At 62.5% G+C, this 22,863-nt stretch carries 25 protein-coding genes; 9 read left to right on the top strand and 16 right to left on the bottom strand.

The window, feature by feature from the left end:
• The first annotated feature begins 34 nt into the window (after positions 1-34).
• Positions 35-538: a PH domain-containing protein gene (locus ACFQ6H_RS11500; protein ID WP_214885416.1), complete on the top strand. Its 504-nt coding sequence runs from the start codon at positions 35-37 to the stop codon at positions 536-538.
• On the top strand, positions 535-2,106 hold the full coding sequence (locus ACFQ6H_RS11495; protein ID WP_378646158.1) for a PH domain-containing protein: 1,572 nt from the start codon (positions 535-537) through the stop codon (positions 2,104-2,106). Before ACFQ6H_RS11500 ends, ACFQ6H_RS11495 begins: the two co-directional genes overlap by 4 nt.
• On the opposite strand, the gene ACFQ6H_RS11490 is transcribed toward ACFQ6H_RS11495, so the two are convergent.
• The 6 genes from ACFQ6H_RS11490 to typA form a co-directional block, all read right to left on the bottom strand.
• A complete protein-coding gene (locus ACFQ6H_RS11490) occupies positions 2,066-2,911 on the bottom strand; it encodes a uroporphyrinogen-III synthase (RefSeq protein WP_378539217.1) in 846 nt (281 codons plus the stop codon). The two genes, ACFQ6H_RS11495 and ACFQ6H_RS11490, sit on opposite strands and share 41 nt — an antisense overlap.
• Before the next feature lie 51 nt (positions 2,912-2,962).
• The gene (locus ACFQ6H_RS11485) at positions 2,963-3,379 is read right to left on the bottom strand and encodes a hypothetical protein (RefSeq protein WP_378539218.1); all 417 of its coding nucleotides are present in this window, start codon (positions 3,377-3,379) and stop codon (positions 2,963-2,965) included.
• 93 nt (positions 3,380-3,472) lie between these two features.
• Positions 3,473-3,631, bottom strand: coding sequence for a hypothetical protein (locus tag ACFQ6H_RS11480; protein WP_003945210.1), 159 nt, complete (start codon positions 3,629-3,631; stop codon positions 3,473-3,475).
• A gap of 117 nt (positions 3,632-3,748) precedes the next feature.
• The gene (gene mshB, locus ACFQ6H_RS11475; RefSeq protein ID WP_378646156.1) at positions 3,749-4,633 is read right to left on the bottom strand and encodes an N-acetyl-1-D-myo-inositol-2-amino-2-deoxy-alpha-D-glucopyranoside deacetylase; all 885 of its coding nucleotides are present in this window, start codon (positions 4,631-4,633) and stop codon (positions 3,749-3,751) included.
• Positions 4,630-6,408, bottom strand: coding sequence for an ABC transporter family substrate-binding protein (locus ACFQ6H_RS11470; protein WP_378646154.1), 1,779 nt, complete (start codon positions 6,406-6,408; stop codon positions 4,630-4,632). Before ACFQ6H_RS11470 ends, mshB begins: the two co-directional genes overlap by 4 nt.
• A 149-nt stretch (positions 6,409-6,557) precedes the next feature.
• A complete protein-coding gene (gene typA, locus ACFQ6H_RS11465) occupies positions 6,558-8,465 on the bottom strand; it encodes a translational GTPase TypA (RefSeq protein ID WP_378646152.1) in 1,908 nt (635 codons plus the stop codon).
• A gap of 324 nt (positions 8,466-8,789) precedes the next feature.
• Between typA and ACFQ6H_RS11460 the strand changes: the two genes are divergently transcribed.
• The gene (locus ACFQ6H_RS11460; RefSeq protein ID WP_003945207.1) at positions 8,790-8,966 is read left to right on the top strand and encodes a hypothetical protein; all 177 of its coding nucleotides are present in this window, start codon (positions 8,790-8,792) and stop codon (positions 8,964-8,966) included.
• On the opposite strand, the gene ACFQ6H_RS11455 is transcribed toward ACFQ6H_RS11460, so the two are convergent.
• Complete coding sequence (locus tag ACFQ6H_RS11455; protein ID WP_378539222.1) at positions 8,944-9,369, bottom strand: (deoxy)nucleoside triphosphate pyrophosphohydrolase; 426 nt, start codon at positions 9,367-9,369, stop codon at positions 8,944-8,946. The genes ACFQ6H_RS11460 and ACFQ6H_RS11455 overlap by 23 nt on opposite strands.
• A 16-nt stretch (positions 9,370-9,385) precedes the next feature.
• On the opposite strand from ACFQ6H_RS11455, the gene ACFQ6H_RS11450 reads away from it, so the two are divergent.
• The 3 genes from ACFQ6H_RS11450 to ACFQ6H_RS11440 all read left to right on the top strand — a co-directional run bounded on the left by ACFQ6H_RS11450 (position 9,386) and on the right by ACFQ6H_RS11440 (position 11,183).
• Positions 9,386-9,688 carry a 4a-hydroxytetrahydrobiopterin dehydratase gene (locus tag ACFQ6H_RS11450; RefSeq protein ID WP_283301546.1) on the top strand — a complete coding sequence of 101 codons (303 nt, stop codon included), beginning with the start codon at positions 9,386-9,388 and terminating at the stop codon, positions 9,686-9,688.
• Positions 9,689-9,959: 271 nt separating this feature from the next.
• Positions 9,960-10,703 (top strand): hypothetical protein, encoded by a 744-nt coding sequence (locus ACFQ6H_RS11445; RefSeq protein WP_003945233.1) that lies wholly within the window; start codon positions 9,960-9,962, stop codon positions 10,701-10,703.
• A 78-nt stretch (positions 10,704-10,781) separates the two neighbouring features.
• Complete coding sequence (locus ACFQ6H_RS11440; RefSeq protein WP_378539223.1) at positions 10,782-11,183, top strand: hypothetical protein; 402 nt, start codon at positions 10,782-10,784, stop codon at positions 11,181-11,183.
• On the opposite strand, the gene ACFQ6H_RS11435 is transcribed toward ACFQ6H_RS11440, so the two are convergent.
• Entirely contained in the window at positions 11,174-11,632 is a 459-nt protein-coding gene (locus ACFQ6H_RS11435) for a MarR family winged helix-turn-helix transcriptional regulator (RefSeq protein WP_378539224.1), read from the bottom strand. The two genes, ACFQ6H_RS11440 and ACFQ6H_RS11435, sit on opposite strands and share 10 nt — an antisense overlap.
• Before the next feature lie 86 nt (positions 11,633-11,718).
• On the opposite strand from ACFQ6H_RS11435, the gene ACFQ6H_RS11430 reads away from it, so the two are divergent.
• Both ACFQ6H_RS11430 and ACFQ6H_RS11425 read left to right on the top strand, forming a co-directional pair.
• Complete coding sequence (locus tag ACFQ6H_RS11430; protein ID WP_378539225.1) at positions 11,719-13,164, top strand: MFS transporter; 1,446 nt, start codon at positions 11,719-11,721, stop codon at positions 13,162-13,164.
• Positions 13,165-13,399: 235 nt separating this feature from the next.
• A complete protein-coding gene (locus ACFQ6H_RS11425) occupies positions 13,400-13,900 on the top strand; it encodes a nuclear transport factor 2 family protein (protein WP_378646150.1) in 501 nt (166 codons plus the stop codon).
• Here ACFQ6H_RS11425 and ACFQ6H_RS11420 read toward each other — a convergent pair.
• Positions 13,887-14,669: a DUF1906 domain-containing protein gene (locus tag ACFQ6H_RS11420; RefSeq protein WP_378449024.1), complete on the bottom strand. Its 783-nt coding sequence runs from the start codon at positions 14,667-14,669 to the stop codon at positions 13,887-13,889. The two genes, ACFQ6H_RS11425 and ACFQ6H_RS11420, sit on opposite strands and share 14 nt — an antisense overlap.
• 880 nt (positions 14,670-15,549) lie before the next feature.
• Between ACFQ6H_RS11420 and ACFQ6H_RS11415 the strand changes: the two genes are divergently transcribed.
• Positions 15,550-15,789 (top strand): PLD nuclease N-terminal domain-containing protein, encoded by a 240-nt coding sequence (locus ACFQ6H_RS11415; RefSeq protein WP_378539227.1) that lies wholly within the window; start codon positions 15,550-15,552, stop codon positions 15,787-15,789.
• Here the strand turns inward: ACFQ6H_RS11415 and ACFQ6H_RS11410 are convergent.
• From ACFQ6H_RS11410 to ACFQ6H_RS11380, 7 genes are all read right to left on the bottom strand, one after another.
• The gene (locus ACFQ6H_RS11410; RefSeq protein WP_378549744.1) at positions 15,777-16,718 is read right to left on the bottom strand and encodes an antibiotic biosynthesis monooxygenase; all 942 of its coding nucleotides are present in this window, start codon (positions 16,716-16,718) and stop codon (positions 15,777-15,779) included. The genes ACFQ6H_RS11415 and ACFQ6H_RS11410 overlap by 13 nt on opposite strands.
• Position 16,719: 1 nt before the next feature.
• Positions 16,720-18,120, bottom strand: a complete 1,401-nt coding sequence (locus ACFQ6H_RS11405) for an amidohydrolase family protein (RefSeq protein WP_378646148.1) — start codon at positions 18,118-18,120, stop codon at positions 16,720-16,722.
• A gap of 69 nt (positions 18,121-18,189) precedes the next feature.
• Entirely contained in the window at positions 18,190-18,888 is a 699-nt protein-coding gene (locus tag ACFQ6H_RS11400; RefSeq protein ID WP_283303001.1) for a CPBP family intramembrane glutamic endopeptidase, read from the bottom strand.
• 168 nt (positions 18,889-19,056) lie between these two features.
• A complete protein-coding gene (locus tag ACFQ6H_RS11395; RefSeq protein ID WP_378646146.1) occupies positions 19,057-20,019 on the bottom strand; it encodes an iron-siderophore ABC transporter substrate-binding protein in 963 nt (320 codons plus the stop codon).
• A gap of 110 nt (positions 20,020-20,129) precedes the next feature.
• A complete protein-coding gene (locus ACFQ6H_RS11390; protein ID WP_378539231.1) occupies positions 20,130-20,609 on the bottom strand; it encodes a VOC family protein in 480 nt (159 codons plus the stop codon).
• An 85-nt stretch (positions 20,610-20,694) separates the two neighbouring features.
• Entirely contained in the window at positions 20,695-21,681 is a 987-nt protein-coding gene (locus ACFQ6H_RS11385) for an alpha/beta hydrolase (protein WP_378646144.1), read from the bottom strand.
• Positions 21,678-22,682, bottom strand: coding sequence for an alpha/beta hydrolase (locus ACFQ6H_RS11380; protein ID WP_378646142.1), 1,005 nt, complete (start codon positions 22,680-22,682; stop codon positions 21,678-21,680). Before ACFQ6H_RS11380 ends, ACFQ6H_RS11385 begins: the two co-directional genes overlap by 4 nt.
• Between the last annotated feature and the right edge of the window lie 181 nt (positions 22,683-22,863).

The following is a 22,863-nucleotide window of genomic DNA, read 5'->3' as shown; positions in this document are numbered from 1 at the left end:
ACAGATCGCCCCTCACTCGACCAAAGTAGTGCCCATGACTGCCCCGCAACCGCTGACCATGGCCGACCCGTTATGGCGACCCAGCACCAAAGCCCCGAGGCTGTGGGCAATCACTGCCTCCCTGTTCTGGGTACCTGTCATCGTCGCCGAAATCGTCTGTGCCGTCTTGATACCCGGAATCCCGTCCTGGGTGGTCGGCACCGTATTCGCAGTCACCGTGCTCTTCGCCGCCACCTACATTCTGATGGTTCCGGCGTGGCGGTATCGCGTCCACCGATGGGAAATCAGTGACACCGCGGTATACACACGCACCGGCTGGTTCACCCAGGAACGACGCATCGCACCGATCTCGCGCGTGCAGACCGTCGACACCGAGCGTGGGCCGATCGACCGCATGTTGGGTCTGGCAACCGTGACTGTCACGACGGCGTCGTCGGCCGGGGCCGTGAAGATCTCCGCACTCGACCAGGAAATCGCCGACCGCACAGTGGCGCAACTGACGGAGATCGCGGGCACCAACGTGGGGGACGCAACATGAACGAGAAACAGTTGGGCGACCCGACCGCAATCGAGATCCCGGTCGAGGCGGAAACGGCGGCTGCCGAGGCAGCCGAAGAGGAGCAGCCCTGGCTCCGCCTCGACCGCCGCATGCTTCTGGTCCACCCCGTCAACGAAGTCGTCAAACTCCTCCCGGTCCTACTCGTCTCCGTCGTTCTCGGCAGCCAATCCGGAAACCACTGGTGGGGTCTCGGCGTCGTCACTCTGCTCGTCATCTTCGGCCTGTTGCGGTATTTCACCACCACGTACCGCATCGGGCCCGTTCACGTCCAACTGCGCACCGGGGTATTCCAGAAAAAGCTGCTCTCGGTCCCGCGTAGCCGCATCCGATCCGTCGACGTCGAGGCCGGGGTCATGCACCGACTGCTGGGGCTGTCGATCGTGCGCATCGGGACCGGCCAACGCGCTGGGAGCGGCCACGATTCGAACAAGTTCGAACTCAATGCCCTCTCGACCGCCCTGGTTCCGGACCTTCGTGCCGCGCTGCTGGCCGGCGCGCAACAGGCACGCAACCCTGAGGTCCCCGGCACTCCGGTCGAAAACATCGCCGAACCAGTCGATACCGAGATCGGCCACTGGGAGCCGAGTTGGGTTCGCTATGCCCCCTTTTCGTTCACGGGAATCGCCATCATCGCGGCGATCATCGGCATCTCGTTCCAATACGGCATCGGCACTGCCGTCGCGAAGTCCTCGGCAGTCAGCGACAGCTTCGACTCCCTCGAGAGCCTCGGCATCGCGGTGATGGCCGTCATCGCACTCGCCGTGCTGCTGGTGCTGTCGAGTGCACTCGCCTGCGTTCAGTATCTGATCGCGTTCGGCAACATGAAGCTCACCGACAACGGCCGCATCCTGCACGTCAGTCACGGCTTGTTGAAGACCCGGCAGACCACACTCGACCGAGCCCGCCTGCGCGGCACGACGCTCAAAGAGCCGCTCCTGCTGCGTCTTGCCCGCGGCGCGCGCCTCGACGCCATCATGACGGGCGTGAGTGCCGAGAAGAAGGAATCTTCGCTGCTGCTCCCGCAGGGACCGCGCAAGGAGGCCGAGCGAGTGATGGCCACCGTGATCGGTGACTCACGCCAAGCGTCCGCTCCCCTGATGAATCACGGCCCGGCCGCGCGGCGTCGCCGGTACACCCGCGCTCTGTTTCTGGCGGCAGTGGCGTTCCTGGTCTGCGTGGCGTGCGCGGCATCGGGCCTCCACGTGCCGATCTATGCGTGGTTCGGAGTCGCTGTACTCGCGATCGGCGGCGCTGCCCTCGCCTACGACCGATACAACGGCCTCGGCCATGCAGTTCTGCCGGGGTGGTTGATCACCCGAAGCGGCTCGCTCGATCGCCAGCGTCACAGCCTCGAATCCGAAGGTGTCATCGGCTGGACGGTGCGCGAGACGTTCTTCCAACGTCGCGCAGGCGTGGCAACCGTCGTCGCCGCGACGCCCGCCGGCACCGGAAGCTACGAGGTGATCGATCTCCCCGCCGAGAACGCGTGGGCTTTGATCGAGGCGGTCACTCCGGGCGGAGGCGACGTCTGGGCAGGTCGTCGATGATGAGCCTCGCCAGCGAACCGAGACGCGATCGCTCCGGCTGGATGGTGGGAACACCGAGCAGCTCCAGCGGGGCGGCCGTCACCGGTCCCACGCAGTAGGTCGGTACCGGTCCGCGCATGGCTGCGACGAACCGCTCCAGCTCGCCCATTTCTTTTGCCGTGCTGAGCATCGAGGAGACCGCGGGGGCGCTGGTGAAGGTCAGCGCGTCGATTGCGCCGGAACGAACTGCAGCAACCAGCGCGCGGACGGGCGACTGATCCGGCGGCCGGATCCACCGATAGACCGACACCGGAGTGACTATCGCGCCGGTATCGGCAAGGGAAGCGCTCAGATCCGTCAACGGCTCCCATTCGGTGATGGTGCCGTGCAACTGGACTGCGACGCGTAAGCCCGCCACTCCCTCACTTCCGAGGTGCGCCAGAACTTCCTCGGACGACTCACCCGAAGGTGACCACTCCTCACGCAATCCGGCGCCTCGAATGGCACCCGTCGCCTTGGGGCCGCGGGCGATGATTCGTGTCCGGGCCAAAGCTCCGAGGAACTCGTCGGTCAAACCCCACGACGCGACGGCGTCGAGCCATCCGCGAAAGCCGATTCCGGTACTGATCACGACCAGATCCGGTGGATCGGCGATCAGGGCGGAGGTCTGGGTGCGCAGGTCTCGGTCGTCCACCAACGGCAGTACATGGATCACCGGCGTCCGAACGATCTCTGCACCTCGACGTTCGAGGAGCGTCGCAAATTCTTCGGCACGCCGTTCTGCGGTCAAGGCGATCGTCGCGCCCGCCAGATCATGTTCAGCCACAGGCTGAGTGTCCCTTATGCACGGGTCAGTTTCCTACGCGCGCGCCGAGAACTAATGCGAACTGAGGGTGGCAAGCCTGTTGATTGCCACTTTGAAAAGGAAAACTGCGGCCGGAGCGATAGCACCGACCAAAAGCAAGAACGTCAGTGGGGACGACAGCACCAGCACGTCGCCGCCGGGGCCGCCCACCATGCACACCAAGAACCCGACGATCCAACCGGCGAGCGGCAATGCGGCTCTGCCCGGAGTCGTGACAGTGCGGGCCGCGATCACCAACACGAGGTTCGCGACTGCGGCTACGAGAATGCTGATGGGAAATGCCGTCGTACCGAGATGAGTCGGCAGGAACAGAACGGACAGCACCGCGCACAGGAATCCGTCGAAAATCAGGACGCCAAGGATGACAGGGTCGAGCCACGACAGCGACGTTCCTGTCGAGGCGTCCGTGTTCTTCTCGACCGTGATCATGGTTTTGATAGTGGTCTATCGGTCGCCATCGCGCGAGCGCGGGGTCCCCTCCCGACAAGCACCCCGGCTCGCGCCCGAAAAGAACAAAGACGATCAGGGAACCGGCGGGAACCCGAGAAGCGTCAGCAGATGACTTTGCTGATCCGCGAATGCGTAGAGCGATCCGTAATACAAGTCGTGGTAGTAACCAGCCATCGGACGCAACGAATCGACGAAGGCAACGATCTGGTTCTGCAGGTCCCAGTTGTACATTTCTTCAGCCCCCAGGCTTTGCTGTTACCGAAAGGACCACCCATCCGGTGACACGCATCACACACCACTACGGCGTCGATCGCAATGCCTGTGAGCCGACGCGCAGGTCAGATCACGTCAGCCAGGCAGCCCGCCGAACAGATCGCTCTCGCGACCGTCCTCACCCACCGGACCGAGCGTCCCCGCCACCAACACGAAATGCTCGACCGTCAGGATCGGCTGAACCACGTTGTTCGACAATGCGAACTCGGCTCCGCTCGGGGCTACCGTCACCTGAGTGGCGTGGGCGCTCAATGCCCGCGCCTTCGTATCGATGACGCCGCGAACGTCGATTGCCGTTGTCACGTCTCCGTCATCGACGCTCGGCAATTCCGCGGGCTCGGGCAGGCGCCAGTTCGCCGGGAACTCGGAAATGGCCGCGATGCCACGCTCGAGTCCACTGCGCTCGGTAACGGTCCAGTAGAACTTCGGGGTCGTCCACGGATCGCCGGCCTCGGGATACGCCGTCGTTGCTGCAGCTTCCACGGCCGCTGTCGTGATCGCGTGTGCCTGAATGTGGTCCGGGTGCCCGTAGCCACCGTTGCGGTCGTACGTGATCACGACGTGCGGCCTGATCTCACGAATGACGGCGACCGCCGCGCCGACTGCCTCGTCGAGTCGAGCATTGACAAAAGCACGGGGATTCGCGGCCGACGGTGTGCCGATCATTCCGGAATCGCGATACCGACCGGCGCCGGCGAGGAATCGAGGAGCGGCACTGCCCAGTGCGGACAGAGCTGCACTCAGTTCCGAAATCCGGTAGCCGCCTAGTTGATCCGACTCGGCAGCCACGAGCCCCGCCCACGCGTCACCGATAACTTCGCCTTCCTCCCCCAACGTGCAGGTGAGGACCGTGACCTCGACGCCTTCGGACGCGTAACGCGCGATGGTGCCTCCAGTGGTGATCGTTTCGTCGTCCGGATGTGCGTGTACCAACAGCAGTCGTTTCGCCGAGGTCGTCACTTTGCCACCCTCACCCAGTCCGTCGCGTTTCCGAATATCCCCACCTGCACCGGGCCGTCGAGGACGACGCCCTCGACTCCGGTCCCGACCGCGACCAGCGCTCGGCTCTGCACGATCGGCAAGACCGCCGCGAGGTCCCACAGCTTGGGCTCCGCGTCGGCGATCAACGATCCGAGATCCCCGACGCCGCTGAGCGCTTCGTCGATCCGACCTTGCAGCGCAGGATCGCAGAGCCCGGACAGGTTGCTCGGAGCCTCGACGCTTGTCGTGCGGACAGGCTCCGGAGACGGCGTCGGTGCGGGTACCGCCGAACTTGTTGCCGAAGTGGAAGGTGCGCTCGGGCAACTGAACCGCGAGGCCAGTGAAGTGGCCGTGTCGGCGCCTGCCCGGCTCCAACCGACAATCATGTCGACGCGTCCTGTCGTCAGGTCCTCGCCGTAGAGTTCCTCCGGCGGCACCGATTCGACGGTCGCGAGGATCCCCACGTCGCGCAGTTCGTCGGCCGCGGTGTTTGCCACGGCGATCGCGATGTCGTCGTTCTCGGGGGCACCGATCAGCAGGGTCAACTGAGCACCGTCCCGGACGATCGATCCGACTGTCCCAGTGCCCGTGACGATTCCGGTGGCCGGCGTCGTCAGGTATCCGGCTGCAGTCAGCTCACCCAGCGCCTGCTCTCGGGTCGGCTTCGGCGGAGCGGTGGGTGCGTATCCCGGATCCGACGGAGCGAGGATCTGAGCTTTCACCGGGGCCGACGCCGATTCACTCCCGGCCGCCACTACGGCGAGCAGGTCCGGATCGAGCAGTCCCAGAACACCTTTACGGACCCGAACGTCCGCGAAGTTCTTGCTGCGCCCGTTCACATTGATGTCGAGAGTGCGCGGAACGTACGAGAATGCGGTACTGACACCCGGGATCGCAGACAGCTGAATATCGGTCGCACTACCCGAATGAACTTGCGCCACTTGAGCGTCGTCGGTGCGCAGGGCATCCGCCAACTGCGACGCCGTTCCGCCGCGTCGCAGAACTATCTGATCCGGGTCGGACGGCTTGCCCCAGAATCGGTCGTTGCGTTCGAGCACGATTTCGTCCCGGCCACGGTCGACAGAGCGCACGTGAAAGTGGGCTCCCGACACCGGAATCCCCTCGCTCAGTCCGGTGCTGAAACCGCCGGGAGTGTCCTTGATCAGGTGGGACGGAAGAATATCGGTGAACAACTCTCGCCACGCCGGGTACGGTGCACGCATCACCACGTTGACCGCCTTGCCACCGCCGGACGAGTTCACGTCGTCGATCATCTGATAGCCCGCGGGGTTGACCACACCGGGAACCGAGATCATCTGCTGCCACAGGTAGCGAAAGTCCTCTGCCGCAATGGGAGCACCGTCCGACCACTGGGCTTCGTTGCGCAGTTGGTAGCGAATCGTGAACGGAGCCTCTGACGTCACTTCAGCCGAAACGAGAAAAGAATCGTCGATCGCCCACTCGGTCGCACCAGGTTGCGTCGGCGATTTGATCGGGCGAAACGCACTGGGCAGCACGAGATTACCGACTGCGGAGTTGACCGGCGACTGATCCGCGAGCAGGTGCGGGTTGAATCCGCCTCCTACCTCGTCGATTGCCACAGTGACCTGCTTCGTCGCCGGGACGACCGGAGTCGGTGTGGGCTTGACGGTTTCGGTGCTCTCGACCGGAGGCGGCGGATCGGCTGTACATGCAGTCAGCGACAACGCCGTCACTGCCACTGCCAACGCCAGGTAGCGACGTCCTGAGGCCACAGACAATTCCTTCCGTACGGGGCCGCGTCGCCCCTTCGCACTCGTTTCCGGGCAGTACTTTCGCCCGGAAACCATGAAGGCGAATGTACCTTTCCGCCGAAAACTCGGCTGAAAGGCACATTCGCCTGTCAGGTTGTAACCGACGAAGACTACAGAGCAGCCTTGTCGCGTGCCTTGCTACGTGAGCGCTCACGAGCGCGCTCGGTTGCGTTGAGGTGCACCTTGCGGACGCGGACGTCCTCCGGGGTGACCTCGACGCACTCGTCGCTGGAGCAGAACTCCATCGCTGCTTCGAGTTCGAGCTTGATCGGCTTTGCGAGGGTCTCCATCACGTCTGCGGAAGACTGACGCATGTTGGTCAGCTTCTTCTCGCGGGTGACGTTGATGTCGAGGTCTTCCTGACGCGGGTTGATACCGACGACGTGTCCCTCGTAGGTGTCTGCACCGGGCTCGACGAAGAAGGTTCCACGGTCAGCCAACTGGATCATGGCGAACGGTGTCACGGTGCCGGAGCGGTCCGAGACGAGCGAGCCGGTGTGGCGCGCGCGGATCTCGCCGGCCCACGGGCCGTATCCGTCGAACACTGCGTTGGCGATGCCGGTGCCGCGGGTTTCCGTGAGGAAGTCCGTGCGGAAGCCGATGAGGCCACGCGAAGGAACGATGAACTCCATACGAACCCAGCCTGCGCCGTGGTTCGACATCTGGACCATCTTGCCCTTGCGGTTCGCGAGGAGCTGCGTGATGGCGCCGAGGTATTCCTCAGGGCTGTCGATGGTCAGCTCTTCGAAAGGCTCGTGAACCTTGCCGTCGACGATCTGGGTGACAACCTGCGGCTTGCCGACGGTCAGCTCGAAGCCTTCGCGACGCATCTGCTCCACGAGGATGGCGAGAGCGAGCTCTCCACGACCCTGGACCTCCCATGCATCGGGGCGACCGATGTCGAGGACCTTGAGCGAGACGTTACCGACGAGCTCCTGGTCGAGGCGAGCCTTGACCATGCGGGAGGTCAGCTTGTGGCCCTTGACGCGACCGACAAGCGGTGACGTGTTGGTACCGATCGTGACCGAGATGGCCGGCTGATCGACGGTGATGCGAGGAAGCGGTACCGGGTTCTCGAGGTCGGCAAGGGTGTCGCCGATCATGATGTCCGGGAAACCTGCGACTGCGCAGATGTCGCCGGCAACGGCGACCTCTGCCGGAACGCGCTCGACACCGATGGTGGTGAGCAGCTCGGTGATCTTGGTCTTGGTGATGACGGGCTCGCCGTCGACCTCACGGCACCAGGACACGGTCTGGCCCTTGCGCAGTTCGCCGTTGTGGATGCGAACCAGTGCGAGGCGACCGAGGAATGCCGACGCGTCGAGGTTGGTGACGTGAGCCTGGAGCGGTGCGTCGACCGAACCCTTGGGCGCGGGGACGTACTCCATCAGAACCTGGAAGAGCGCGGTGAGGTCTTCGGCGTCGGGGGCCTGACCGTTGGCGGGCTGCACGGTCGATGCCTTGCCTTCGCGACCGGACGCGTAGAGGACAGGCAGTTCGAGTGCGAGCTCAGCGGCTTCGGCGGCTTCGTCGGACAGATCCGATGCGAGGTCGAGGAGCAGGTCCTGAGCCTCGGTGACGACCTCTTCGATGCGGGCGTCGGGGCGGTCCGTCTTGTTGACGACCAGGATGACGGGCAGCGAAGCCGCGAGCGCCTTGCGCAGCACGAAACGCGTCTGCGGCAGTGGTCCCTCGGATGCATCGACGAGCAGGACGACGCCGTCGACCATGGACAGACCGCGCTCGACCTCGCCACCGAAGTCAGCGTGGCCCGGGGTGTCGATGACGTTGATGACGGTGACCGAACCATCCTCGTTGCGCTTGTGCACCGAGGTGTTCTTCGCGAGGATCGTGATGCCCTTCTCGCGTTCGAGGTCGCCGGAGTCCATGACGCGATCGACCAGCTCGGCGCGCTCCTCGAACGCGCCGGACTGACGAAGCATGGCGTCGACGAGGGTGGTCTTGCCGTGGTCGACGTGTGCGACGATGGCAACGTTACGGAAGCTGGTGGTGGTCACGCGATGGCTCTCCTGGCTGAGTTGATTCGGCCACGCGAAAGTCAAGTCGCACGGCTCTTCTGGTGGCCGCTGCACGAGTGTGTGATCCGAATCAGGGCACGAATCGCCTGAATAGGCACCGCGGCCTAGTAAATACTACTCGCTCCGAGCGGATACTCCTGCATTGTGCGGCCTCTATCACCGCGCCCACCAGCCAATAGTGATTTGCACCACGCTGAAGCGGGTAGGATTACGACCTGGAGAAACAGGGTGTTTAAGGGTACGCTAACCTCGTTCCAAGAGCGGGCTCTCCGCCGTAGTGAAACAGGAAAGCCGCAGCGTCACATGGGAAAAGTCAAGGCAAGCAAGGTCTCGCAACTCAAGCCGAAAAAGAAGTGCTGCCGCAAGAAGACGCGGTGCATCAAGTGTCCCGTCGTCATCATGCGGATGAAGAAGCTCGAGAACGAGGGCGCATCCAAGAAGGAACTCAAAGCCGGTCTCAAGAAGGCTCGTGCGGCGTAAGCGCGCTCAATTCCTCGAGTAGCTCAGGGATCCAGGCCCGATCGTTGTCGACCAGATCCATCGACAACAGTTCTTCGGCATCAACCCATGTCAACTGAGCATGGTCGAGCGCGACCGGTTCTCCCGATACCAACTCCGCGCGGTACGCCCGCAGGACCAACCCCGGCGACAATGGCACGTCGACGCCGATTCTGGCGCCGCACCGAACTTCGACCGCGAGTTCCTCGAGTAGCTCTCGCACCAACGCGTTCTGTGGTGATTCGAACTCCTCGACCTTCCCGCCCGGCAGTTCCCAGCGGCCGGCCAACGCCGGCGGACTCGTCCGCTGCGCGAGGAGCAGCCTTCCCCCACGGAAGATCGCGCCGGCAACAACTTCGCGATCCCTTGCAGGCACATCACTCATCGCACCATGATGGAGTATGGCCACTTTGTTGTCCGACTCCGCAATCCAAAGCGCACTCGACGAACTGCCCGCTTGGCAGCTGTCCCCGGGCTCGATCACTCGCACCGTCGACTCCGCGACCTTCCCGGACGCGATCGCCCTTCTCCAACGCATCGCGGCCGTCGCCGAGGCCGCAGATCACCATCCCGACATCGACGTTCGATGGCGCAAGGTCACGTACACACTCTCGACACACTCGGCCGGCGGACTCACAGATCTGGACTTCGACCTGGCCCGTCGAATTGACGTACTTGTCGACGATTCGGTCCGTTTCGACTGATCTTCGAGTGAACAATCCTCGCAATCTGACGTAACAGTTGCATCAACTTTCACATAGATCACTTCAGTCACAGGTATGGTCGCCGTAAATCACGATCGAGGCCGGTCATGCCATAGACTCCCCCCGGTGCGTAGCTGCTCAGCAACTGAACAGCTGTACAACCCGGGGGCTCTGTACATAGAGTGACCCCTCGAGCCGTCAAACGCGGAGCTCGCCTAGGCGCCCGCGCGGTATGACTAAGGATGGGGAAACAGTGCTTCGAACCCGAGGTATGCGAAAGGCGTTCACCGCCGTCGCTATTGCCGCAGTAGCAGGACTGGCATTGCCGGCACAGGCAATGGCCGATCCGGCAGCACCGCCCGCACCCGAAAGTGTGCCGATCGAGTTCCTCGCCTCGTTTGCGCCCGCCATCATCGGTGCCGCTGCAGGCCCGGCTGACGTCGCCGGCGGCCCGCAGCAAGCGTTGCTCGACCAGGCTCGCGCGATCCTGAACTCCCCCGGCATTCCGCCCGAGATCAAAGCCACCCTCGAGAAGGTCATCACCTTCCTCGACGGCAGCGGCGGTGGCGGACCGGCAATCCCGGACGAGAACGCCCCCGTCATCGCGCAGTTCCTGTACCCGACACTGGGCAAGGGCTGCATCTCGGCAACCGCCGATTCGGTCGGAACCGCACTTGCTGTTCCCGGCCCGGCTCACCTGCCTCCTCCCGGCCCCGCTGCCGGTCAGGCCGGATTCGTCTTCACCGCTCTCGGTACGGCTCCCGCCGTCGACGACCAGCCGGTGCCGATGACCGTGACCTGGGTCAACATCGACAACCAGCGCAGCGCAACCCAGAACCTGACCAACGCCGCGCGCATCAACCCGGACGGCCCCGCCACTCTGTCGGCTATCGCCGATACAGGCCCCGGACGCGTCCTCTCGGTGATCAGCGGTTCGCTGACCACCCAGCCGGAAGGCGCAGACCGCATCACCTGCAGCTTCCTCCCGACCGTGGGCATGTTCGCGGTAGCTTGATCGAAGTCTCGTGAAAGGGACCCACCGAATTTCGGTGGGTCCCTTTTGCATCTCCGAGCACCGTGATAGACCCGATAGATGGGACATCTACGAGTGGACATCACGCATGGCCGTTCAGACCGGAAATCAAGCCCAGCCGACCAGTCGATACGGTCGCACAAGTCGACTCGATCGATACTGTCCATCCGATCCGAGGGGTCCATCCTGTCGATCGGATCGGCGTACTCGATACTGTCGATCGGTAGTGTCGGCTCTTTCCTTTCCATCGGAAGCATCGGATCTACGGCATCGGTCCTGAGTTCGGGCTCGTTCGTCAGTCTCGGGTCCGCGCTGTCCGGGCTGTCACGCTGGTCGTTGCTCTCCTGGCGTGGAAATCACGCAGCGCCCGAGCAACATCCGAAACTTGTTGTCATTGCGCCGGAATCGGATTCGAGCGATCCGGATCGCTCGCTGCGGTCCGTTTCGCACTCTCAGACCTGATTCGGTCGCGGCCAGTCGCGGCCTTCCAGGGCTTCGACCGAGGTATTGAATTGCCGGAGTAGATCACCGAGCGCAAGACGTTGCTCGGGCGTCCACTCGCGCAGGACCTTTTCGACGCCCGCTGTCGAATGTTCGCGATCAGCACGAAGTTTCAACAGCCCCTGCGCTGTCGGCCGGACCTTTCGCGCCAGGCCACCGTCCGGATCCTCCACCCGCTCCACCAAGCCCTGACGCCTGAGCGCGCCGATCTGCCGGTTTATGGTCGAGATGTCGAGCGAGAAAGCGCAGGAGAGCTCCTTGAGGCTCATGGGATGTTGCAATTCCAGTCGACCGAGCAGTAGATACGCCGAGCGGTCCAGATGAAGTTCGGCCCGTTGAGCAAGCGCGTGGTAGCGCGAGAGCAGAGTCAACTCGTACTCGATATTCACCAGTTCGGGTTCCCGGTCCATCCTCATATTGTGCAGACTACACACGATGTGTAGCGTGCACACTGGGGCGAACGCACCGAAACAGAACATGCCAGGGCGGGAGCCGAATGTCCGTTCACACAGGGTCGTCGAATGTCGACGGGAATACCCCTGAGACGAAAACCACGGACACGAACTACGCACCGTCGGGTCCCGTGCTCACCGTTCTCGGACTGTGCGGAATCGTCGTCGCCTTGATGCAGACGCTGGTCGTCCCGATCATTCCGCAATTGCCGCACCTGCTGAACTCTTCTCCCGCCGACACGTCGTGGGCGATCACGGCAACGCTCCTCGCCGCCGCCGTGATCACGCCGATCAGCGGACGCCTCGGCGACATGTTCGGCAAGAAACGAATGCTGCTGGTCAGTCTCGGGATGGTCGTTCTGGGCTCGGCCATCTGCGCGATCGCGCCTTCACTGATCGTGCTCGTTGTCGGCCGTGCACTTCAAGGAGCATCGGTCGGGGCAATTCCATTGGGCATAGCCATCATTCGTGACGTTCTTCCACCGAAGAAAGTGGCCGGAGCCATGGCGGTCATGAGCGCCACCCTCGGCGTCGGCGGTGCGATCGGACTGCCGATCGCCGCAGTGATCGCTCAGAATGCCAACTGGCACTTTCTCTTCGTCACCTCGGCAGCATTCGGATTGATCTGCATCGCACTGGTTGCGTTCGTCATTCCCGAATCGACCGTACGACGCCCGGGCCGTTTCGACTTCGTCGGAGCGCTCGGCCTCACAGTCGGCCTGATCACCCTGCTGCTGCCCATCACCAAAGGGGGGACTTGGGGGTGGGGCGACGCGAAAACACTGGGACTCCTTGCGGTTTCCGCGCTCAGCTTCCTGGTGTGGGGATGGTGGGAACTTCGACGCAGCGCGCCACTGGTAGACCTTCGCGTATCGGCCCGGCCGCAGGTTCTCTTCACCAACTTCGCGTCGATCGCAGTCGGGTTTGCCATGTACGGCAATTCCTTGACGCTCCCCCAACTCCTCATGGCACCGACGTCGACCGGCTACGGACTCGGACTGTCCATGGTCGCAGCGGGACTCGCACTGGCCCCCGGTGGACTCGTCATGATGGCGCTCTCACCCGTCTCCGCTCGAATTTCGGCTTGGCGTGGCCCACGAATCACGTTGATGCTTGGCGCCCTCGTCATCGGATTGGGTTACGCCTTCGCATATTTCACGGTGTCGAGCGTCTGGCAGGTCGCCGTTGCCGGAATGTTCATCGGCGCGGGTGTCGGGCTCTCGTACTCGGCCATGCCGGCCTTGATCATGGGCGCGGTACCCATCACGGAATCCGCGGCCGCGAACGGACTGAACTCTCTGATGCGATCGATCGGCACGTCGACGTCTGCCGCGATCGTGAGCGTCGTTCTGGCCGGGATGACCATCACGGTCGGCACCGCAGTGATCCCCTCGTTCGAGGCGTTTCGCGCCACGTTCCTGATTTCCATCGCCGCTGCTGTCGTGACAATGGTGTTCGCCGGATTGATTCCCAAACAGAAAGTCTCGTAAGGGAATCAACCCGGCGGAGGACTCACTTCTCCGAAGAGCCTTCGATGCTGCCCGTCTGCAACTTCGACAGAAGTGTGTAGATGAAATTGATGATGATATCCACGTGGTGCCCTCTCACATAACGGGTCCCCGACCCGTCAACGACGGTACCGCAGAACTCTTCTGCATCGAATCGCCGACAATCAATTCTGCAACGTGTTCTAATTTGAGGCGACGACTACCCGAGGAGCCTTTCATGACCTGGACACGCACGGAACTCGAAGATGCCTTCGCGGGTTACCAGAACACCGTTGTCGAGTGCACTCGTTCCGGCGACTGGAACGCCTTCGCGGACATGTTCACCGAGGACGTCGTCTACGTGGAACACGCCTTCGGCACCCTCGACGGCCGAGAGGCCGTACGCAAGTGGGTGACTCGCACGATGACCGAGTTCCCAGGGCGCCGGATGACCGAGTTCCCGGCCAACTGGTTCGTCGTCGACGAGCAGCGTGGATGGATCGTGTGCGAGATCGACAACCCGATGGAGGATCCGGGTGACGGATCCAAGCACGGCGCCGCCAACATCACGATCCTGCACTACGCAGGCGACGGATTGTGGTCTCGCGAAGAAGACGCATACAACCCGATGAACTTTCTGTCGATGGCAAAAGCATGGTGCCTCGCCGCCGAAGCAGCGGGCAACCTCCCCGAAGACGCCAAGGCCTGGCTCGCCAAATTCGGCGCTATGGTGCGATAGATCCCGTCGGCAACGAGGACCCGACGGGCTGAACCGGACCGACCGAGCCTGCCAACGACCACTGCCCGTAATCGCGCGTGAGGATCGAATTCAGATCCACGCCGACGCCGTCGACCTTGCGCTTGTCGATTTCGAACTGGTGCAGGTTTGCCCGCGGGTGCACATACCCTGCCGGTGAGCCCCAGTTGTGCTGCCAGAACCAGGTTCCGACGCCTGCACTGATCATCGCGTCGATCACGCGAGTGTTTCCGTAGACACCGAGTGCCCCGTTGCCCACAACCGAGGCCCACCCCTCGAGGTATGGCGCAATCAGCGTCGTGATCTCGGTACTGGTTGGATTGTCGTCGATCGACGCGTAGATCGGCCGACCGGACGGTCCACCGGCCGCAGCATGTAGTTCGAGGCCACGGGACGCATGACGCTTGCCTGCCTCGCGGGCTCCGCGCCAGTCCGCTGTTCCGCCCTTGCCGAATTGATAGCAGGAAACGACTTGGAGTCCGGCCGCCGTCAACGCGTCGGTTTCCCGCGCCAGTACGGGCTTACCGACCATCCAATCGGCGCCCGGCCGTCGATCCGAGACGTACCGGATGGCGCCTGCGTACCCGGCGGCCTTGATTGCCTGAGCGGACGGCACACCGGCGGCGTAATCGAGCAGGGTCCCGAGCGAACCGGCATTGGCCACCGACGTCGTACCGCTCAAAGCAGCGAGTCCGGCAGCCGCCGATCCAGCGGCTGCGTACTTGAAGAGGTTTCTTCGCGAGACGTGCACAAAGCTCCGATCATCGGCGTGTCCCGCTCGAAGTGGCGGGCAGGCAAGCTATCTTCTTTCGCTCGCATTCCACCACAGTCACATCAACCCCGCCATGCACTTGGCCAACAATGCTCACATTGTCACCAAATTGGACGCTAGGCAGATAATCAGGCAGACAACAGTGGCCCCCGAAGACGTCGTCTTCGGGGGCCACTGGGTCGGCCTATCGGCCGGAAGCTATCAGCTGAGCGAGGTGAAGAAGCTCAGAGCGCTGAAGAGATCAGACGCGTTGCTGAAGAAGTCGTTGAGGAAGGTGAAAGCATCCGAGAATTCTGCGCTGCTCATGCGATGTGCTCCTGTCGAAGATACGGTCCAGAGGATTTGCTGCCACGTGAGTGGCTGCTGGCGATAAGAGTAGAGGTCTTCCGTTACTTCCGCGACACCAAATGTGTCCGGGACGTTACATTTCGGCCCCTTCAGGTCACAGGCATACACACAGGTAACACACACATGCAGTGATCAAACTGTCACCTACGGACGATTTATTGACACATTCCGAACATCGTTCCCGATAGTAGCTACCCTTCAGCATCAAATCTGTACATCGACTACAAGATTGGCAAGCCTTACTTAATAGAGCGGATGTTGCACTCCATAGTGCGCGTACCAGCAGATTGGCCAAATCACTTTCGCGGATTGGGCCACGCGAGCTTAGTGCGCGCGCAAACATTCAGCCACAGTTCGGGTTAGCGAGATCTTTACGCCGAAAACGACCGTCCCGGCAGCCCACCAGACCATACTTAGCGGTCATCATGGTGACGCTATTCACACCGTTTCGGGGAACTTCGGGTGCCGATTGCAACCCCATCTCGACACAAATTGAACGTTCGAGAGCAAAGTGGAGTTCATGAATTTCACGAAAAAGAAGTCCTGGAGTGAGCTGTCACCCTCGCAGCGCCGCGTCGTCGCCCTGCTCGCAGCGATTCAGTCCCTGCTGGCGATTGCCGCGTGGATCGACCTCGCGCGACGACCTGCCGAAACGGTGCACGGTAGCAAGAAGAAGTGGGCAGCAATTATCTTCGTCAACTTCTTCGGACCGCTCGCCTACTTCCGCCGAGGCCGGATTCAGTCGAAATAGTCCCAGAACTGCAGCCACTTCACCGACGCGAACAGCGTCAGAGTCGCTGCGTACACCGCAATAACCGCCGCGACGCCGCGCCAGTTGGTGCGAGGGACGGCGCCGTCGACCGGGTCCAGCCAATGGCGGAACCACCTGGTGACCGTCGGCATCAGAAACCACGTCATGGCGCCGACGCTGACTATCTGGCTCAGCCACATCGAGAGCCACGGCGGCGCTCCGATCCCGTCGAGCAACGGCCCGAGAAACCTCGACAGCGTCATCACCGTCGGATAAAGAACGAGCAGGATGATCATCGCCGTCTTCCAATTCGGCGTTGCACGGGTCTGCCCGTTCTCCGTGCGCAGAATCGTGCCGAACGGTGTCGACCGCGTGGTCTCGGTGAAGTCCTCGGCTAGCTCGGCTCGCAGTTTCGGTAGTGCCGCGGCCCTTTCAGGCGACGCCATCCACACCGCCAACTGCTGCTCGGTCCGAAACCGAAGGACGGACTTCCACTGGGTGGAGTCGGTGACCGACCGCAACAACATCACCGACTCGTAGCCGGAGAATCGCGAACTGAGATCGATGAGGTGCCGTTGCGTTCGCAGAAACTCGTTCTCCTTACCCACGACGACGGCGTGGTCGTACACACCGATACCGGGCGGCGGCAGAACGCCGTCGACCAGTACCAGATCACTCGTCTGCGCGAGAATTCCCGTTGCTGCAGCAGATCTTTCGAGATCGCGGCGATCAGTCGACTCCAGCCAGCGATGAAGATCGTCGGCACTGGCGAAAGTGACGGACAACCCGTGCGACACCGGTTCCGGTTGATCACTGACAGCGCAGCTCAGGTAGCCGTCGAATCGACCGGCGATCTCGGCCGCACGCTCTACCCACGCCCGGAATCCCGAACTCGTTCGGTGGTACCCGGTGATGGCGGTTGCGGACACGTCAGCCCGACACCCGGCGCCCTTGCACGTACACGTGCGCAATCGCGGGTTCGCGCATCGCCATCAGGAGCCCGAAGAGCGTCTGGTCGCGGGCGAGAATCGGATCATCCGAACGCGTTCCGTGGTTGACGAGCCCGGCGAGCGGCGGCCATCCGGACGGATCGATCACCAGGAAGTCGGCCTCCTTGCCCTCGTCGAAGTTGCCGATCCGGTTCTCCATGTCCAGCGCGCGAGCACCGGCGAGAGTTCCGGTGAACAACAGTTCGGCGGGGTGCATCGATACTCCGTCGTCGCCGGCTTCGGAGATGTGAACCTTGAAGGCGTCGCCGAGGACTCGGGTGAGCAGGCACTCGTCGCCGCCGCCGAAGTCCGATCCGATCGCGATGTTGACCCCTGACGCAACGGTTCGTTTCCACGGCATGGTGCCCGAGCCGAGAAACTGTTGGGACGTCGGACAATGTGCGATCGAGGTTCCGGTCTCGGCCATTCGTGCGAGTTCGGAGTCCTGGCAGTGCACCGAGTGCGCGAGAATCGTGCGCGGACCCAGGAAGCTCTTTCCGCCGACCTGCGAGCCGGGGAGGAACTTGCCGTCGTACGTGTCGAGATAGGTCTCGACCTCGTACTCGGCCAGCGTGGTCGCCACCTCGCCGGTTCCCGGCCGGTTGTTCTCGTTGAGGTGACTGTGGAAGTAGACGCCGCGGCCGCGGACCGAGTCGTACAACTCGCCTAAGTCTTTCAGCGTCTGTGTTGTCACTGCGAGGGAGAATCGGGGAACCACTGCGACGTGAACCAACGCAGTGTTCACGTCACCGGTGTCGGACGCGTGCCACTTGTCGATCTCCTCGCGAGTGAGTCTGATCGCGTCCTCTTCAGAAGTGATCAGTGCAGCAGCGGAGGCCGGGCCGGTGGTTTGAATCCCCCGCCCGCTGACCACCCGAAGGCCGCGTTTCAGAGTTTCCGAGAACAGGGCGTCCTGCGCGTGCGGGAAGGCCGATCCGAACACCATCGCGGCCGTGGTTCCCGTGGCGATTCGGCGAGCACAGAAGGCCTCGGCGGCGTGCTGGGCGAACTCGGGATCAGCAAACCTCGATTCGGAGGGAAAGACACAGAGGTCGAGCCACTCGAGGAGTTGACCGCCGCCGTACGCGTCGCCGGCGTACGTCTGCGGGAAGTGAATGTGCGCGTCGACGAATCCGGGCAGCAGGAATCCTGGCCGGTGATCGTGGGTTTCAGCGCCTTCGAGTTCACTCGGGAGTGATTCGAATTCTCCGCAGTAGACGATGGTTCCCGCATCGTCGATCGCCAACACGCCGTCGGGGATCGAGACGAGCGACTGCGCCGCATCCTCAACCGTCGGACGACCGGAAATGTGGAAGACATGGCCTCGATGAAGGTGCGTCACTTACTGAGCAAAGCACAAAACCACCCGGAACCGCGCGGCGAATGCTGTCCTTTTTGTCAGATATTGGGATCAAGCAAGAGTTGCATGCCAAACGAGAGCCGCAGCCAGCGCGCCCGCCCCGTTCAACGACCAATGCAGTGCGATCGGCGCAATGAGACTGCCGCTGCGATGACGGAGCCAGGTGAATACGAGACCGGCTGCGGCGGTGGCGAGAACAGCCCCGAGGATTCCGGCGACCTGACCGACGACTCCGGTACCGAGAAAGCCGGAAAGCCCTTCGTTGCCGCTGGTCAAACCCATCGACGACGCGATGTGCCACAGTCCGAACATCAATGAACCGGCCGCTGCGACGCCCCGGAATCCACTGACCCGGTTCAATGTGCCGTGCAGGACGCCGCGGAAAGCCAACTCTTCGGGAATGACGGTCTGGAGCGGAATGACGATCATCGACGCGATGATGGCGCCGGAAATCGTGGCGTAGCGATCCGCCATGAAGAACGGGCGCGTAAGCGGAAGCAGCGCGCCGACGGCGACAACCGTCAGGACCAGGCCGACGGCGGCCAGGGCGTACTTCGACCCCTTCCGCAGGTCACGAGGCGACAGCCCGAGCTCCGCCCAACCCATTCCCCGGCGCTTGGTGAGCGCCAACAGAACAAGAGCAGAAATAGGTACCGTGGCGATGCTCGCCCACGCGGTGGTGAAGTGTGCAATCAGATTGGTTCCCACCAGCACCACGATCACAACAGCGATATCCACGTATGCATGCATCCGCGGAAAACGAGGAGCGGTCGTTGCGGTCTCCACTGGACCGATCTCCACGGGGGCGCCGCTCGTTAGCTGAAAGTTCACTTTTTCCAGTGTACGGACGCACGAGAACTGCCCGCCACTGTTTGCGAACACGCTCACAGTGACGGGCAGGCCCCGAAAACGCTCTGATCAGGCTCCGAGCGTGCTCGCGAACTTCGGAACCGCGTTGTCGATCGCGTAGGTCAGCCCCGGTACAGAGCCACTCGAGAACGCATTGACGAGTGAAACGTCATCGAGGATCAACAAGTGTCCCTGTTGGGCCGACGGAATGGCACGCAACAGCGGATCGTTCGCAAACGCACTGGTGTCGAGGAAGATCGGGAACAGCACGGTGAGATCGGCGTCGAACAGGTTGAGGTTCTCGTTGGCGACCGGAACGTAGAAATTGCCCGTGGCCTTCTCGGTGATCGCGGCCGGAATCGTGAAGCCGAGACGGGTCATGAAATCTGCGCGTGCGTCGCCGGGTACGTAGGCGCCGTACCCGTCGGAACTGTAGGCGCCGACCGCCGCGGTCTTGCCCGCGAAGTTCGGATTGGCGGCAATCGCGGCGTCGAACTTGGCGTCGAGGCCGTCGAGTAGCGCCTTGCCTTCCGATTCTTTGCCGAGTGCCTTGGCGACGAGTTCGGTCTGCTGCTCGACCGTCGTCCCGTAGGCCGTGGCGAGACCTGGAGGCGGCCCGACCGTCGGCGCGATGGCACTGAGCTTGTCGTAGGTCGCCTGCGTGTTGTCGCTTCGCGTCCACAGAATGAGGTCCGGTTCGAGCGCGATGACGTCTTCGACGCTCAGGTCCATCGTTCCGAGGATCTTCGGGTCGGTGGTGAACTCGTCCGCGATCCACGGTCCGACGCCCTTGCCGCCGAACGCCATCCAGTCCGCGACGCCCACTGGTTGAGTGCCCAGAGCGAGTGCCGTCTCGGCATCCGACCAACCAAGCGCCACGACGCGCTGCGGGTCGGCCGGGACCTCGACGTCGCCGAACATCGTCGAAATGGTTGCGCCCGCTTCGGCCGGTGCGTCAGCACTGTCGCTACTGCAACCGGCAAGGCCGGCGACGGCAAGCGCGGCAGTCACCGCCGTGACTGCAATCTTCATTCGAGAGACTTTGATCCGCATGGTTACCAGCACTCCTCCAACGCTCCAGCGAGAATTAGGGAAGGCTAGCATCAGCTAACGAAGACTGTCGCCCATCGGCCAGATCGTGTTCAGGACACGTCTGCGGCCCGTTCGAGCTCTGCGATATCGATCTTCTTCATCTTCATCATCGCGTCCGTGGCGCGTTGTGCCCTGGCTCGGTCTGGATCCTTCATCAGTTCGAGGAGGCGATTCGGGACTACCTGCCAGGACAATCCGAACTTGTCCTTGGCCCAGCCGCACGGGCCTTCTTCCCCGCCTTCGGTCAGCCTGGACCAGTAGTGATCGACCTCCGCCTGATCGACGCACGGAATCTCGAATGACACCGCCTCCGAGAACGTGAACATCGGTCCGCCGTTCAGGCCGGTGAATCGCTGACCGTCGAGCTCGAAGCTGACAGTCATCACCGATCCCGCCGGCATTCCGGAGGGCGATCCTTCGACGTACCTTTCAATTCCGAGGATCTGCCCGGAACCGAACACCGAGATGTAGAAGTTCGCTGCTTCTTCTGCTTGGTTGTCGAACCACAAACAGGGAGTGATGGAAGGCATGTTCTGTCCTTGTCGGAGAAGTTTCGAATCAGGCGTACAGGGTTATAGACCCGACCCGAAACGAAAACTCATCGCCAGAAACTGCTCAAGCTGACAATGCAGATTCGAGCATCGGCCAGGAACGAACGAGTTCGTCGCGCCAGTACGGCCAACCGTGCGTTCCCACCGGTTGAGCGCTGCGGGTGACATCGACTCCACGATCGCGCAGCACCTGCGTGATCTGGTCGGTGCACAGGTTCGATCCCAGTTCCATGACCCCGCCTACGACCAGCACACGACCCAGGGCAGGAGTGTCGAGGGTTTCGTGTGGGCCTGGCAGTCCCGATCCCGACGCAAGGTACACCTTGGTTCCGCGGAGCTTGTCGGCATTGGCGAAGATGTCGTGCTCTTGCCAAGCGTCACTACCGGCCGGACCCCACATCTGCTCCGAGCGGGCATTTCCGTTGATGACCACAAGATCGGTCAACGCCTTGCCGAATCCTCCGACGGTTGTGTAGCAGCCGCTGTAGCCGGCGACCGCGTCGTACAACCCGGCCGAGCGTTGGGCCAGGATCAGCGCGGCTTCTGCGCCCATCGAAATCCCGCCGATTGCATTGTGCCCGTTGGTCGCGAACCTCGCGTCGATCAGTGAGGGAAGCTCTTCTGTCAGAAAGGTCTCCCACTTCAGACGACCGAATTTCGGGTGATCTTCCTGCCAGTCGGTGTACATGGTGCCGGTGCCGCCGATGGGGAGTACGACGTTCACGTTCTTGTCGGCAAAGAACGGGACGATATCGCCGTTAGCGGGGGCCAACCAGTTGTTCTCTTCGATCTGCCCGGAATTGCCGTCCAGGAGATACAGCGTCCCGCGCGGTTCCGAGCGGTCGGCCGGAAGCAGTACTTTGACCTGCATGGTACGCCCCATGGCGGGACTGAGAACGTCGAGAAGAACCAAGCGCGAGGACAGTTCAGTGACGCTCGTTATTTTCGGGGACTCGTCAGCGAGTGCGGTCGACGGCAGCGCCAGTAGTGAAGTCAGGGCGAGCGCGCCGACGAGAACAACGCTTCGAAGGCTCGCTCGACGGGAACTCACACGCCGAGTGACGCGGCGATCATCGGCCACGAGTCGTGTAAGTCGTCTTCCCAGTATCCCCATGAATGCGTTCCTGCCGGCTTGAAGTTGTAGCGAATGTTGTTCATACCCAATGCGTTCGTCTTGTCCGCAAGCTGGGTAGTGCAGTAGTGAGTTGCTGCCTCGATTCCGCCACCGAGAACGAGCTGCAAAGCCAAATCTGTGACGTCGTTGTCGATCCGTGGATCGGCAAGTGTGTCGTACGGACCGGGAATCCCCGTTGCGGTGGTGATGTACATCGGAATGCGAGGTAGCTTGTCCGCGTTGACAACCGGATCGTGAGCCGGCCAACCCGAACCATCGTACGGACCCCACATGTTCTCCGCGTTACCGCCACCCACTGCGACCACGAGTTTCACGAAATCCTGACCGATCCCGGGACTCGTCATCGCACACCCACTGAAGGACCCGACGCTGTTGTACAACGCGGGTGCTGACATCGCCAGGTCCAGTACCGACGTGCCCGCCATCGACAACCCGGCCAGTGCGTTCTCGCCGGTCGTCCCGAACGTCGAATCGATCACCGGCGGTAGTTCTTCCGTCAGGAACGTGGTCCACATGTTGACCCCGTTGTTGTTTCCGGACTTCGCGAGGCCGGGGTCCGGCCGCTCCCAATCGGTGTAGTAGCTGAACGCCCCACCGAGAGGTGTCACCACGTTGACATGTTTGTCCGCGAAGAACTTCGGCGCATCGGTCCGCACCGACCACGTCGCGTCGTCTTTTCCTCCGTCTACTCCATTGAGTAGGTAGAGCGTCGGAGCGGGCGTGGAGGTATCAGCCGGCCGCAAGACCTGCAACGGAATGTCGCGCCCCATCGACGGTGAGTACACCGAGATGTCGACCAGCCTGCTGTCCACCGACTGAGCGTGACCCGGTGCCGTGAGGAGCTGGAGCCCGCATACTGCCGTGGCCAAGGCCACGAAGACGCGGAAAACCGTTCGCAAAGCACGAGTCTCGATCATCGGGGTCACTCTCTTCGGCAGCGGAACTTTTCGAACGCTACCGCCTGAAACAGGCAAACCCGACGTGATCGGAAAAACTCGATCCCGTCGACGAGAAAGGCTCACGCACCGAGTGCGTGAGCCATTCTCGTCAGAAGACGCTTACTTTGGCGTAAACCTGCCGCCCCGGAGCGTGGGGAGT

Origin of the sequence: Rhodococcus sp. NPDC056506, from assembly GCF_042794945.1 — a bacterium.
Taxonomy (GTDB): domain Bacteria; phylum Actinomycetota; class Actinomycetes; order Mycobacteriales; family Mycobacteriaceae; genus Rhodococcus_F.
The sequence above is the reverse complement of the archived record's forward strand: the minus strand, read 5'-3'. Positions and strand labels throughout refer to the sequence as shown.

What these genes read in the sequence shown, in the direction of transcription:
- ACFQ6H_RS11500 (WP_214885416.1), top strand. Translation starts at nt 35, where the DNA reads ATGACTGCCCCGCAACCGCTGACCATGGCCGACCCGTTATGGCGACCC.
- ACFQ6H_RS11495 (WP_378646158.1), top strand. Translation starts at nt 535, where the DNA reads ATGAACGAGAAACAGTTGGGCGACCCGACCGCAATCGAGATCCCGGTC.
- ACFQ6H_RS11485 (WP_378539218.1), bottom strand. Translation starts at nt 3,379, where the DNA reads ATGATCACGGTCGAGAAGAACACGGACGCCTCGACAGGAACGTCGCTG.
- ACFQ6H_RS11480 (WP_003945210.1), bottom strand. Translation starts at nt 3,631, where the DNA reads ATGTACAACTGGGACCTGCAGAACCAGATCGTTGCCTTCGTCGATTCG.
- ACFQ6H_RS11460 (WP_003945207.1), top strand. Translation starts at nt 8,790, where the DNA reads ATGGGAAAAGTCAAGGCAAGCAAGGTCTCGCAACTCAAGCCGAAAAAG.
- ACFQ6H_RS11455 (WP_378539222.1), bottom strand. Translation starts at nt 9,369, where the DNA reads ATGAGTGATGTGCCTGCAAGGGATCGCGAAGTTGTTGCCGGCGCGATC.
- ACFQ6H_RS11450 (WP_283301546.1), top strand. Translation starts at nt 9,386, where the DNA reads ATGGCCACTTTGTTGTCCGACTCCGCAATCCAAAGCGCACTCGACGAA.
- ACFQ6H_RS11445 (WP_003945233.1), top strand. Translation starts at nt 9,960, where the DNA reads ATGCGAAAGGCGTTCACCGCCGTCGCTATTGCCGCAGTAGCAGGACTG.
- ACFQ6H_RS11440 (WP_378539223.1), top strand. Translation starts at nt 10,782, where the DNA reads ATGGGACATCTACGAGTGGACATCACGCATGGCCGTTCAGACCGGAAA.
- ACFQ6H_RS11435 (WP_378539224.1), bottom strand. Translation starts at nt 11,632, where the DNA reads ATGGACCGGGAACCCGAACTGGTGAATATCGAGTACGAGTTGACTCTG.
- ACFQ6H_RS11430 (WP_378539225.1), top strand. Translation starts at nt 11,719, where the DNA reads ATGTCCGTTCACACAGGGTCGTCGAATGTCGACGGGAATACCCCTGAG.
- ACFQ6H_RS11425 (WP_378646150.1), top strand. Translation starts at nt 13,400, where the DNA reads ATGACCTGGACACGCACGGAACTCGAAGATGCCTTCGCGGGTTACCAG.
- ACFQ6H_RS11400 (WP_283303001.1), bottom strand. Translation starts at nt 18,888, where the DNA reads ATGCATGCATACGTGGATATCGCTGTTGTGATCGTGGTGCTGGTGGGA.
- ACFQ6H_RS11395 (WP_378646146.1), bottom strand. Translation starts at nt 20,019, where the DNA reads ATGAAGATTGCAGTCACGGCGGTGACTGCCGCGCTTGCCGTCGCCGGC.
- ACFQ6H_RS11390 (WP_378539231.1), bottom strand. Translation starts at nt 20,609, where the DNA reads ATGCCTTCCATCACTCCCTGTTTGTGGTTCGACAACCAAGCAGAAGAA.
- ACFQ6H_RS11380 (WP_378646142.1), bottom strand. Translation starts at nt 22,682, where the DNA reads ATGATCGAGACTCGTGCTTTGCGAACGGTTTTCCGCGTCTTCGTGGCC.